The sequence below is a fragment of the Roseivirga seohaensis subsp. aquiponti genome (assembly GCF_001267955.1).
In the GTDB taxonomy this organism is placed as follows: Bacteria; Bacteroidota; Bacteroidia; order Cytophagales; family Cyclobacteriaceae; genus Roseivirga; species Roseivirga seohaensis.
Genome location: NZ_JSVA01000001.1, coordinates 174,733 through 187,367, shown reverse-complemented (window position 1 = coordinate 187,367; position 12,635 = coordinate 174,733). Strand labels below are relative to the sequence as shown.

The window sequence follows — 12,635 nt, the reverse complement described above, 5'->3', positions numbered from 1 at the left end:
AAAAATGAATCGACTGCCGTCTATTTTAAACTTGCCTATATTATTCCTCCACTTTGCCTCATTGTGAGTTACTTTGCCTTTAAAAGAAAGACCAAGCATTCTTAATTTAAGAATTATGAAAAAGAACCATTACTGGATTTTGGGTCTGATTTTAACAACAATAGTCATTATCTCGAACCTTGTCAATACAGACAATAACTCCTCAAAAACCTTTTCCTATGTGCTTCTCGCCTGTGCAATAATCATCATTATTCTTGGGCTGAAAAATAGATCAAAACAAAGACACAGTAATGAATAATACTACACGCAGGATTGTAATTACCACTCTATTAGTACTTGTACTGTTGCATATCCTGACTTTAGTGCTTGGCCTACACCACAAATACTATTTCTTCGAAGTAATCAGGTCTTATGTCATTGTTGCTGTTGGTGTAGCGTTCTTGATACTGATTTATACTTCCTCTAAAAAACAGAAAAGCGAAAAATAAAGAATTACGGTAGTTGTTTAAGCTACTCCTTAATAGCCAAAAGTCAGCTTCTCTTAAGCTCCGAATATTATCTACCCAAAAAAATGTTCTAGTTTTGCAGCAAGAAGTCCAAGCAAGTTTTTGTTGTAGGCTTCTGAGGTTCAATCATTCAGGCGCTTAGTGAATAAGCATTTTTAACCGAGCATATTTTGACCGATAAAGCATTAATTGACCAAATCAAAAATGGAGACGAACGTGCTTTCGAAAGCCTATTTCGAGAGTACTTTAAAGTGCTTTCTGTATTCGCTAAGAAATTTCTGAATGATCTGGATGCCGCGCAAGACATTGTGCAGGAAGTCTTTGTCAAGTTTTATGAGCAAAGAGAAAAACTGGAAGTACATACTTCGCTCAAGGCGCTGCTGTACCAATCAGTTCGCAACCGATGCTTGGACCAAATCCGCAGTACACAAACCCGTAGCGGCCACCACGACAATATTCTAGCGGCTTCTTTCGGAGCCGATATCGATACTTCTGATTTTATGGAGCAGGTGGAACTGGAACAAATGATTTACAATTCTATTGCCCAGTTGCCCGAACAATGCCAACTCATTTTTAAGATGAGTCGCTTGGAAGGGAAGAAGAATCAAGAGATAGCCGATGAGCTCGGTATTTCGAAACGCACCGTAGAAACCCAGATCAGCAACGCGCTCAAACGCCTTCGAATCGATCTCTTTGAATACCTAAAAGCATTGATAATCATTGCTTTAGAAATTCTTTCATAAAATTTTCAATTTGGCCTACGTGTGTTTTAGCACTAGGCCGTCATAATACTGAACTCAATGAAAAACAGAAGCACCATAGACGAACACCTGCTGCTTTCCTACTTAAAGGGAGAGGCCACTAAGGCTGAACTTCAGCAAGTGGAGGCTTGGTTGGCGCTGGATGAAGGCAATGCTGTTTTGCTCGATAAATGGAAAAAGGCTTGGCAACATGCGGACACCATGGCTGATTTTGCTGCAATTGATGTAGACAAAAACTGGTCGCAAGTACAGAACAAGATTCAACCTAAAAAAGCCAAGCAGGTATTCTTGTTGCCAAAAATATGGCGCGTGGCTGCTGCTATTTTGCTGATTGCTACGGTAGCGTTTTTAGGAAGGGAATTTATGAACAATTCTGCTGGAGAAATGCAGACCCTAATGGCGGCCAGCTTAAACGGTGAAGCCGCTATACTTCCAGATGGCTCTCAGGTATGGCTAAAAGAAGGCTCTTCGATTACTTTTCCAGAAGAATTTTCTTCTGATCAAAGAGAAGTAACATTAAAAGGAGAAGGCTTTTTTGAAGTGGCACACAATCCTGCACAGCCTTTTATAGTAAAGGCCAAACAGACAGAAACTAGGGTATTGGGCACCTCTTTCAACTTAAATGCTTCGCAAGAAGGTGAAAGAATTGAACTGGTTTTAATGACAGGAAAAGTAAGATTTTCTACCCAAGATGAGGTGGTAGTATTAGCTCCTGGCGATCAGGTGGTGATTGATGAAGGTGGTAAACTTTCCAAAAAGGAAAATTCAAACGGAAATTTCTTGGCTTGGAAAACAGGCACTTTGGTTTTCGAAAACACGCCAATGAAACAAGTAATGGAAGATATTGCCAATGCTTATGGCATCACCTATGAATTTGAAAATGCAGCCTTTATGAATTGCCCACTGACGACAAGGTTCGAAAATGAATCAATAGAAAATGTGTTGCAAGCCATTGAAGCCCTATTCGATATAGAAATAGAAGAAAATAACGGAGCATATATTATTAAAGGAAACGGATGTTAACGTAGAATCAATAATCAAAACAACATATACACTTTGCTTTTCAAGAATTGGTCGTTCGCGGAAGTAAAGTGAAAAGGTTAAAAACTCAAAAAACAATTCAACAACAGTCAAAAACAAAAATTATGAAAACAACAATTTTAACAATCGCACTTCTGCTGATCGGATTCAGCACAATGGCTCAAGAGCCCGATCAAGAATTCAGAACCATTTTCAACAACAACGGTATTCGCAGTAATGGCGGTTACGGAGCCGTAACTACTGGCTACTCCAAAATTGCCGATCGACATGCCATTTTAATGGGTGGCCATGGCGCTTGGCTTATCAACCATCAGTTTGGTTTGGGTTTTGGCGGAACCGGCTTTGTTACCGAACGCAAAACCGACACGCAATTGAACGACAGATACTCTGTAGCGGGTGGATACGGAGGTCTTAGAATGGAGTTCATTGCCATGCCAAACAGTCCAATCCACCTTTCGTTTCCGATACTCATTGGCGCTGGCGGGGTTACTTATGTTGAAGCTGGCAGAGACTATGAATTTGCGAGGGAAGAAGACAGCCAAGCCTTTTTTGTAACCGAAGCCGGAGCAGAAATTGAAATAAACGTGATAAAGTTTATGCGACTTTCGTTTGGCGCACATTACCGTTATACTTCTGACATCGACTTAACGTATTTGGATACTGGCGCTCCAATTATGGATAAAGATGCCTTGCGCGGATTAAGCGGAACCATAAGCCTTAAATTCGGTAAGTTTTAAGAAATTGTTAAACCCAACTAGTTTTTAAACTAAACTACAGACCTTTGGTCCAGTAATTATGCTGGGCCTTTGGCTTTTTAAACTGATATCAATTAAACAGTATGTTCTCTAGAGTTATCTTCATTTGTTTATTCATGTCTTTTGGCCTTGTGGTCATGGGGCAAGGAGGAAATGATGTGCTGGGGCGAAAGGTAACTTTGAATATTCGTGATACTTCAATTGAAGATATTCTGAAATCGATTGAAACGGAAGATTTTGCTTTCACTTATTCGGCAGAAGTATTTGATGTGAAGAAAAGAGTTTCCCTCAATGTAAAGGATGAAACCATTGCCAATATTCTAGAAATATTGTTTCGTGGCCAAGGCATGGAATGCCAGCAATTAGGGAATAAATTATTAATTAGGAAGAAAAGGGTTCCGAAAGAAACTGTGCCAAAATCAGACACCGCGAAAAATAAAACCGCTTCCACACCGCCTATAAAGCCTTCCATTCAAAAAGCAGTAAGCCCGGTTATTGAAAAAGAACGCGAAAAAACCTCAGTAACAGAAGCGAAAAAAGAAACGGTGGTTCCTGCCATAACCGAACAGCGCAGTAAATCGACCACTGGAAACTCAAGCCCTTCTACAGCAGCATTAGCGTTAGAAAATTCCCGAGCAGAATATTACCAAGAAGAAAGAAAGAAGACGGAAGCAATTGTGAATACGTACAAAAACTATACGCTTGCTTCCTTAATTTTTGTACCCATTTATGAAGTACATCCTAGGGCGTTGCTCCCTATCGAATTCAAAGGTGAAATTGTAACGGAAGAAGTAGCTCAAAAGGAGAAGGAACCGAAGCCTGAGAAACCAGCAAAGGATAATAAGTTTAGAATGAACTTGGCGCCCATGGTTGGCTATTCTGAAATTGGAGATCGGGACGCTATTGTTCTTGGAGGTCATTTGGTGTATAATCCCACAAAGAATTTTGGTATTGGGGTAGCTGGAAAAGGATTCATTACCAGAAATGAACCAGATTTGCAATTGGGTGCCGATTATTCTTATTCTGGCGGTTACGGAGGGCTACTTTTAGAAGCTACATTGTTTCCAGACAAAGCCTTTCACCTTTCATTTCCGGTAGTCTTTGGCTTAGGAGAGGTGATGTATAACAGTTTACAACCGCTCACAGGCTTAAACACTATTGAAGACCAAAGAACAATTTTTGTTTTTGAACCTGGTGCCTATTTAGAAATGAATCTGATCAAGTATTTGCGTGTAGGATTTGGAGCAACTTACAGAGATGCATCAACTGCAAACCTAAAATACCAATCTACTGATCAACCTATTTTAGACAAAAATGGCTTGGATGGTTTGAGCATTAATATCATGGTCAAATTCGGAATATTTTAATTTGGGCTGAAAATTTAAATGAACCCTCCAAGAGTTTTAAACTCTTGGAGGGTTCACTATTGCTTTATAATTAACTTAAGCTTCCTAGCCAGTTCCTCATGATTATTTGCTAGATCAAAAACGCCCAACTGTTTCAGCTTTTCGCCATGACCCGACTGAATGTGACTTCCCCCTAAAAACCCAATAGTGGTTAACCCTGCTGCCAATGCAGCTTGAACGCCAGTAAAGCTATCTTCCACTACAATGATTTCTTCTCGCGGAATTTGAATCGTATCAATGGCCAACAGATACACTAAAGGGCTAGGCTTTGCTTGGGCCACCATTTCAGCCGAAAACACCCTATTTTCAAAATGATGACTTGCCCCTATTTTCTCAAGGGCTTCGGTTACATAATGTGCTGCACTGTTCGATACCACTGATTTTGGGGTAGAAATCTGAGTGAGCAAATCTGATATTCCGAAAATAGGTCTGACTTTAGCCTTAATTTGCTCATCAAGCAGAGGCACAATGGCCTCTGTTTTCAAGCTTGCTTTTAAGTGGCCTTCTGCCTTAAGTTGGTTAATAATATTGGTGAAGGTTTTACCCGTGTGTTGAATAATAAACTCCTCCACCGAGATGTTCACCTTTTCACTGCTCAACCAATCTACCGTTACTTCAGCCGCTACTATTTCTGTATCAATTAATACTCCATCGCAATCAAAAATGATATGCTTCACTGATTAGAAGTTCGGAGTAAGTAGGTACTTTGAATAGAAGTCATCTATTACTTTCACCGCTTCTTCAGGAGTATCTACCAAGTTAATAAGATCTAAATCTGGTGAGCTAATATTACCTTCTGTTAGCATTACATCTCTAACCCAGTCGAACAAGCCAGCCCAGAATTTTTTACCTACCAATACAATTGGAAATTTTCCGATTTTATTGGTTTGAATTAGGGTAATGGCTTCAAACATTTCGTCTAGCGTTCCAAAACCACCAGGCATAATTACAAAGCCTTGTGAGTACTTTACAAACATCACTTTTCTTACAAAGAAGTAATCGAAAGAAATGAGCTTATCTGGATCGATATAAACATTGCTGCCTTGCTCATGAGGTAATTCTATATTTAGCCCAACCGATTTACCATTTTCAGATTTTGCCCCTTTATTACCGGCCTCCATTATACCTGGGCCTCCCCCAGTGATAACTCCATAACCATGGCGCACCAATTTAGCCGCAATTTCTTCGGCCATTTTGTAGTATGGATGATCTGGCTTAGTACGGGCCGAACCAAACACGGAAACGCAAGGTCCAATTTTGGCCATTTTTTCAAAGCCTTCTACAAATTCGGCCATCACTTTAAAAATTACCCAAGAATCATGGGTTTTAATCTCGTTCCAATCTCTGTCTTGAAACGCCTTTTTAATTTTATCTTCGTCTGTCATTTTCTTTATTTAATTAATGGCAGGCAAATTAAAGGGCTTTTCCTTATTCGCCAGCCTTATTTTATTGAATATAATAATTAGGTCAAATTGAATTTTTTAATAAAAATGGAAGAAGGCTCTTCAACATTTAAAAATGTGACCATTTTACAACTTACTTGTTTTTTGCTAAATCTTCCAAAGCATTTTGCAGCCTTGTGAATTTAAAATCATAACCGGTTTTATTGATTTTGTAAGCGCTCACTTTATTGCCTCCGGTTACCACCTGTGCCATTTCGCCTAATACTAGGTGCAAAACAAAATTTGGAACAGGAATTGGCAAATAGAGTTTCCCAAATGCTTTTGCGGCCCTTTTCGTAAATTCTTTATTAGTTAAAGGCTCTGGAGCAACTGCATTGTACGGGCCAATCATATTTACATCCTCCACTGATTTACATAAAATTCTAATCAAATCACTGATATGTATCCAGCTCATATATTGTTTACCACTGGCCAATGGAGCCGCCACTGGTGGGGCTAGTAGTTTTGGTAAAGCGCCCCCATCATTACTCAGCACCACTCCAATTCTAATTTGAACCACACGAATACCAAGTTCAGTAAATCGGCTTGTTGAATCTTCCCAAGCCTTAACAACATCGGCTAAAAAATCGTGCCCTGCTGGTGAATCTTCTCTAAGGTTTACATCGCCAGTATCCATGCCATAATAGCCTACGGCCGATGCCGCTACCAAAGTTCTTACCGAATGATTTGTGTTCTTGAGCTTTTCATAGAGCAAATCAGAGGTCTGCGTTCGGCTTTTTAGTATTTCCTCTTTTCGCTCTTTTGTCCATCGCTTATCGGCAACCCCAGCCCCCGCTAAATGTATAAGGGTATCTACGCCATCAAAAGCACCCTCTTCTACATAGTTATTCTTGTAATCCCATTGGTAAACAGGAACGCTTTCACCCTTGCCCTTTGAACGACTTAGCAAACGCACCTGGTGCCCTGCTCCTTTTAAAAGGGTAACCAGCTCGGAACCTACCAACCCTGTTCCTCCAGAAATTAATATTGACTTAGACATAATTATATGGTTTTAAAAGTTGGTATGAGTTGATACTTATCCTAACCCATCAAAAACAGAATGGTTTTAGCCAAACTCGCAGTTTATAAAAATCAACGATTTAGCCTGTATTACGAACAGTTAATCGTTAAAGTTGGCCTATTCAATGTATTGACTACTTTACGTTACGTTAATGTTAAGCTAACACTTCTGAATATAACATTAGTCTCATAAACGTTTAATACAGGTGTAACCTACACTTTACCTTAGTACACGTTCTTTGTACCGTGAAATATAGAACAGTACTTATGAGATTATTTTTGTTTTTATTAATGATGAGTTGGTCATGGATGGTGACAGCTCAAGAAGTCGGAATAATAGCCGGAAAGATTACAGACAAAGACGCGAATGATGAGCCACTTCCTTTTGCTACGGTATTAATTCAAGGAACCCAGAAAGGTTCAAACACTGATTTCGATGGCCTTTTCAGAATTGATGGTGTAACTCCAGGTACTTACACGGTAGAGGTAAGGTTTGTTGGTTACGAAACTTTAGAATTAAAAAACATAGTAGTTACAGCAGGAAAAGTAACTGAAATCACTGCTTCAATGAGTGCTGGATCAACTAATCTAGAAGATGTGGTGGTTACAGCTAAAACAGAAAAAGACTCTGATATCGCCATGATTATGCTTCAGAGAGAATCTTTACAAATGCTACAGTCTATTGGAGCAAAAGAACTTTCAAGAAAAGGAGTGAGCAATGCCGAAGGTGCTGTTACTAAAGTAACTGGTGTAAGTAAGCAACAAGGAGCTAAAAACGTATTTGTTCGTGGTTTAGGCGATAGATACAACAGCACATCATTAAACAACCTTCCGCTTCCGTCTGAAGACCCAGAATACAAAAACATAGCATTAAGCTTTTTTACTTCAGACATCATTAACAGCATTGATGTAAACAAAGCATTTGGTGCAAACCTTTATGGCGATGTAGCTGGGGCAAACATTAACATTACTTCAAAGGAATTAGGTAACGAAGACATTTTTCAAATCGGAGTTTCTTCTGGTATCAACACACAAACCATTTCTGAAGACTTTTATAGTGCAAGCGGAACTAGCAAATTCGGAACGGTAGATAACCCAACAAGCCCAATTACGGACTTAAATAAATATGATTTTAAAAACTCATTCGAGCCAACTAAAGCTGGTACTCCAATCAACTTTGGTTTATCATTAAATGCCGGAAAGAAATTTCAGCTAGGAGCCAATGCGTTAAGCACCTTCTTGGTGGCTTCTCATAGCTCTGACTTCACTTACCAAAATGGTGTTACAAGAGACATTACCCCTGAAGGTGGAAGAAGTAAAGACCTTACTTTTGATAAATACGAATACCATGTTTCTCAGGTATTAATGGGCAACTTGAAATACGAAATAGGCGAAAACAATTTCGTATCATACAACGGAACCTATATTCATGACAACAACCAAAGCGTAGGTAATTTCAATGGTTTTCATGCAAGTATTTACGATGATGCTAGCAACCCTATTGCTGAAAAATCATTTATCAGAAGACAGCAAGAAAACAATAACAGACTCTATGTAAACCAATTGCTTTCTTACATCGAGTTGAACAAAAACATTTCGCTTGACTTAGGTGCTTCATACAACGTAGTACAAGGAAATGAGCCTGACAGAAGAACCAATAGCTATGCTTTTGATGGCATTAACTACGAAACCGTTTCTGGTTCTGCAGCAGCTAACCACAGATTCTATTCTGAATTAGAAGAGAAAGATTACGCGGCTCGCGCTTTGTTAACCGTGAAAATGAACTCTGAAGAATCGCTCAACCAATTCCAGTTTGGTGGTAACTACAGAAATACGAAAAGAGACTTCTCTGCCATGCAATTCAACTTCAACTTTGATGCACCTACAGATGTAGATAGAGATAATCCTGATGGATTGTTCAACCAACAGTCTTTAGACAATGGCGTGTTCAACATTCTAACAGCCAACGGAAATGGTGTAGACGCTTTCGTTCCGATAACTTATAACGGTGACAGAAGAATTTATGCTGGTTTAGTCAACTACGCTCGTGAGTTTAATTCAGCTTTACTTTTAAACTTTGGTCTACGTTATGAGCAAATTGAACAAGATGTAATTTGGGACACCAACCTTGACCGTAACACTTTCAACAATAACATTAACACGGTTTCGGAATCGTACGTTCTTCCAAGCGTTAATGTAAAATACGACATCACAGACGATAAAGTAGTGAGACTGGCGGGTAGCAAAACCTATACCTTGCCTCAGTTTAAAGAAGTGGCGCCTTTCCTTTATGAGGATGTAAACTTCTCAAGCTTTGGTAACCCATTCTTAAGACCATCGAACAACTATAACCTCGACCTTAAGTATGACTGGTACTTCACCAACACAGAATTGGTTTCTGTTACAGGTTTTTACAAAAGAGTTGAAGATGCATTGAACAGGGTTCAAGTAAACTCAGCGGCCAACGAGCTTTCTTATGTAAACACAGGAAACGCCAATGTTGCGGGTGTTGAGTTGGAATTAAAAAAATCGTTGATCCAACAATATGGTGACGACAATAGCATGAAGCTTCTAAACTTTGGTTTGAACGTTTCATACCTCTATTCAAATCAAAAATTGGTTGATGTTCCAACCGATGCTTTAACAGTAAGATTTACAAATGCAGAAGATAAACTTGAAGGTGCTTCTCCTTTATTGATCAATGCAGACCTTACTTACCAGATTGAAAGAGAAGGACTTGATTTTACTACATCAGTAGTAATGAATTACTTCAGCGATAGAATCTTCTCTTTAGGAACGGCCGGAAGCCAGAATATTATGGAGAAAGGTGTTCCTACCTTGGACTTTATCACAAGAACAAAACTAGGACAGCACTTGGGACTAAACCTGAGCTTAAAAAACTTATTGAACCCAGCGTTTAAACTAACCAAAGAACTTAACAACGGTAGCGATACCATCATTAATAGCTATAAAAGAGGCATGAACGTTTCTTTCGGAATCAATTATACATTTTAAAACAAAACCTAATCAAAAATTCTAATCCATTTTTATGAAAACTCTTAAGAATTACTTTGCAATGGCCGCACTATGTGCCGTTATTTTCGGATGTACTGATGACGATCCTGCTCCAGTTCAAACTAAGGACGGTGTGATTTCATCACAAAGCGATGTTGATCTAGATGCTGCTGACTTAAAAGGAGAAATCACTTCTAGTATTACTTTGTCAAACGCCCAAGAGTGGGTATTAACTGGCCCTTTGAGTGTAGCTAGCGGTGCTAAATTAACAATCGATGCTGGTACTACTATCAAAGCTCAGGCAGGTGGAACCAACGTTTACATTGCTGTTGAGCAAGGCGGTCAAATCTTTGTGAATGGTACTGCTGCTGCTCCTGTAAAAATGACTTCAGGTGCTGCTAACCCTGCTTCAGGCGACTGGGGTGGTCTTTTAATCATGGGTAATGCTCCAATTTCTGGTGGCGGAACTGCTACTACGGAAGTTGTAGATTACACTTATGGTGGAACTAACCCTACTGACGATTCAGGTGACATCACTTATCTAATTGTTGAGTACACTGGTGCTCGTATTAACGGTGACAAAGAATTTAACGGTGTAACTTTCTACGGTGTTGGTTCTGGAACAACAGTAAGCAACCTTGCTGTTTTGTACGGTGACGATGACGCTGTTGAGTGGTTTGGTGGATCTGTTAGTGTAAGCAACCTTTTGGTAGCTAACGCTAAAGACGACATGTTTGACTGGACACAAGGTTATGTTGGTCAAAACAATACTAACTTTTACGGAATCAGACAAGCTGGCTTTGTGGCTGTAACTTCTGACCCACGTGGTATCGAAGCCGATGGTAACTTAGACGGTAACTCTCCACAAGATGCTGGTCAGTCTAACCCTAAAATTGATGGTATCACTATCATCCACAATGCAGCAGTTGAAATGTCTGACATGGTAAAAATCAGAAGAGGTTCAGGAGCGGTTATCACTAACCTTTATGTGGCTTTAGGTGCTGGCGCTACTGCTGGTGACTTGGTTGATTTCTATGATGATAAAGGTGTTGCCATTGCTTCTACTTCTATCACAGGAACGGCAAACCCTGCTAACGGTCTTGATATTACTGATATCAAAAAATCTGGAACGAATGGCACAAGTACTGGAACTGCGACCATCACTTCAGGAACAACTTCTGCAGTAAACACTTCAATCTTTGCTTGGACTGGCTTTAGCTTCTAATTCATTAGAAGATTAGCATATATTTCACAGAGAAGACGCTCAGCAATGGGCGTCTTTTTTGGTTTAATCAGGCCAATAAGCAACACCATTCTTACTACAAAAAAAGGCCACAATTCTCATTGCAACCATTTCAAATTCTTATGCTAGAAAGCGGATTAATGATTAATCGGAATCTTCTTTAAAAGCTTACCTATAATATGTTCGGTAGTAATACCATCAGCTTCAGCCTCATAGTTAAGGATAATCCTGTGGTTCAGTACATCCATTGCAATCGCCTTGATGTCTTCTGGTAAAACGTAATCTCGGCCATTCATAAAGGCATGTGCTTTGGAAGCTAGGTTCAAGTTAATACTTGCCCTTGGCGAAGCACCAAATTGCATGTAATAGGCTTCTTCATTCAAGCCGAAATCCTTAGGGTTTCTAGTAGCAAATACCAGCTCGATAATGTACTTCTCAAGTGATTCAGAAATAGAAACTTGGTTTACCTCATTTCTAATACTGAAAATATCTTCTTTGGTCAATAATGTTTCAAGCTCAGGCTTAAATGCCATATTGGCCATTCTACGCATTACTTCTAACTCTTCTTCTTTAGTTGGGTAGTCTACTTTTACCTTTAACATAAAACGGTCAATCTGCGCTTCTGGCAAACTGTAAGTTCCTTCTTGGTCTACTGGGTTTTGAGTGGCCAATACCAAGAACGGTCTGTCCAACTTAAAACTGGTTTCACCAATGGTTACCGTTTTTTCCTGCATGGCCTCAAGCAATGCCGACTGCACCTTGGCTGGTGCACGGTTAATTTCATCGGCCAATACCACGTTAGTAAAAATAGGACCCTTTTTTACTTCAAATTCAGCCTTCTTCTGATTATAAATCATAGTACCAATCAAATCGGCAGGAAGAAGATCTGGTGTAAACTGAACTCTTTGGAAATCTAAATGAAGTACTTCTGCAAGTGTATTTACAGTGAGCGTTTTCGCAATACCTGGAACACCCTCTAAAAGAATGTGTCCGTTGGTAAATAAGCCAATCATCAGTCTGTTTACCATATATTCTTGGCCGACTACGATCTTACTTACTTCCGATGCTACTCTGCTTATTTTTTCTTGGTGTATTTTAGCCAATTCTGCTGATACCGCTTCCATTGTCAACTTATTTGTTAAAGGGCTCTAAATTAGAAATTTTGATCAATTACTGGGGTCAATACTCAAACGAGATGCTAAAGTTTTCCAGTGTTGGTAGAATAAGGCGAATATCGGTCTTTTCTCACTTTATAAAAGGGGTTTCGCATTCCTTTTAACAATAATTAACCTGAGCGAAAAAAAAGTTTAACCTGTTTACACATTTACCTGCAATATAACCCTGATTTTTTTCTAATCAGGTCATATACCTCTTTCTGCTATTCACACTTCTTCAAACGTAGGTAATATTACTATAATTATATTTTAGGTGTTTTTCACTTGTATG

The 12,635-nt window shown here is 39.3% G+C and carries 11 protein-coding genes; 7 read left to right on the top strand and 4 right to left on the bottom strand.

Features of this window, described 5'->3' with window-relative positions; translation table 11 throughout:
• Positions 1-290: 290 nt before the first annotated feature.
• The 5 genes from OB69_RS18530 (at position 291) to OB69_RS00720 (ending at position 4,430) form a co-directional block, all read left to right on the top strand.
• Positions 291-488 (top strand): hypothetical protein, encoded by a 198-nt coding sequence (locus OB69_RS18530; protein WP_157608452.1) that lies wholly within the window; start codon positions 291-293, stop codon positions 486-488.
• Between the two features lie 188 nt (positions 489-676).
• Positions 677-1,249, top strand: coding sequence for an RNA polymerase sigma-70 factor (locus tag OB69_RS00735; RefSeq protein ID WP_053221771.1), 573 nt, complete (start codon positions 677-679; stop codon positions 1,247-1,249).
• 57 nt (positions 1,250-1,306) lie between these two features.
• Complete coding sequence (locus OB69_RS00730; protein ID WP_053221770.1) at positions 1,307-2,290, top strand: FecR family protein; 984 nt, start codon at positions 1,307-1,309, stop codon at positions 2,288-2,290.
• A gap of 122 nt (positions 2,291-2,412) precedes the next feature.
• The gene (locus OB69_RS00725; protein WP_141655413.1) at positions 2,413-3,045 is read left to right on the top strand and encodes a hypothetical protein; all 633 of its coding nucleotides are present in this window, start codon (positions 2,413-2,415) and stop codon (positions 3,043-3,045) included.
• A gap of 101 nt (positions 3,046-3,146) precedes the next feature.
• A complete protein-coding gene (locus tag OB69_RS00720) occupies positions 3,147-4,430 on the top strand; it encodes an STN domain-containing protein (RefSeq protein WP_053221768.1) in 1,284 nt (427 codons plus the stop codon).
• 56 nt (positions 4,431-4,486) lie between these two features.
• Here OB69_RS00720 and OB69_RS00715 read toward each other — a convergent pair whose 3' ends face one another.
• The 3 genes from OB69_RS00715 to OB69_RS00705 all read right to left on the bottom strand — a co-directional run bounded on the left by OB69_RS00715 (position 4,487) and on the right by OB69_RS00705 (position 6,911).
• Positions 4,487-5,146, bottom strand: a complete 660-nt coding sequence (locus OB69_RS00715) for an HAD family hydrolase (RefSeq protein WP_053221767.1) — start codon at positions 5,144-5,146, stop codon at positions 4,487-4,489.
• Positions 5,147-5,149: 3 nt separating this feature from the next.
• On the bottom strand, positions 5,150-5,854 hold the full coding sequence (locus OB69_RS00710; protein WP_053221766.1) for an LOG family protein: 705 nt from the start codon (positions 5,852-5,854) through the stop codon (positions 5,150-5,152).
• 151 nt (positions 5,855-6,005) lie between these two features.
• Positions 6,006-6,911, bottom strand: a complete 906-nt coding sequence (locus OB69_RS00705; protein WP_053221765.1) for a TIGR01777 family oxidoreductase — start codon at positions 6,909-6,911, stop codon at positions 6,006-6,008.
• 287 nt (positions 6,912-7,198) lie between these two features.
• Between OB69_RS00705 and OB69_RS00700 the strand changes: the two genes are divergently transcribed.
• On the top strand, positions 7,199-9,946 hold the full coding sequence (locus tag OB69_RS00700) for a TonB-dependent receptor (protein WP_071426670.1): 2,748 nt from the start codon (positions 7,199-7,201) through the stop codon (positions 9,944-9,946).
• 34 nt (positions 9,947-9,980) lie between these two features.
• Positions 9,981-11,171 carry a hypothetical protein gene (locus OB69_RS00695; protein WP_053221763.1) on the top strand — a complete coding sequence of 397 codons (1,191 nt, stop codon included), beginning with the start codon at positions 9,981-9,983 and terminating at the stop codon, positions 11,169-11,171.
• Between the two features lie 155 nt (positions 11,172-11,326).
• Here the strand turns inward: OB69_RS00695 and OB69_RS00690 are convergent, their stop codons facing one another.
• Positions 11,327-12,283: an AAA family ATPase gene (locus OB69_RS00690; RefSeq protein WP_053221806.1), complete on the bottom strand. Its 957-nt coding sequence runs from the start codon at positions 12,281-12,283 to the stop codon at positions 11,327-11,329.
• Between the last annotated feature and the right edge of the window lie 352 nt (positions 12,284-12,635).

Coding starts and splice junctions, on each gene's coding strand:
- OB69_RS18530 (WP_157608452.1), top strand. CDS start 291: ATGAATAATACTACACGCAGGATTGTAATTACCACTCTATTAGTACTT.
- OB69_RS00730 (WP_053221770.1), top strand. CDS start 1,307: ATGAAAAACAGAAGCACCATAGACGAACACCTGCTGCTTTCCTACTTA.
- OB69_RS00725 (WP_141655413.1), top strand. CDS start 2,413: ATGAAAACAACAATTTTAACAATCGCACTTCTGCTGATCGGATTCAGC.
- OB69_RS00720 (WP_053221768.1), top strand. CDS start 3,147: ATGTTCTCTAGAGTTATCTTCATTTGTTTATTCATGTCTTTTGGCCTT.
- OB69_RS00710 (WP_053221766.1), bottom strand. CDS start 5,854: ATGACAGACGAAGATAAAATTAAAAAGGCGTTTCAAGACAGAGATTGG.
- OB69_RS00705 (WP_053221765.1), bottom strand. CDS start 6,911: ATGTCTAAGTCAATATTAATTTCTGGAGGAACAGGGTTGGTAGGTTCC.
- OB69_RS00700 (WP_071426670.1), top strand. CDS start 7,199: ATGAGATTATTTTTGTTTTTATTAATGATGAGTTGGTCATGGATGGTG.
- OB69_RS00695 (WP_053221763.1), top strand. CDS start 9,981: ATGAAAACTCTTAAGAATTACTTTGCAATGGCCGCACTATGTGCCGTT.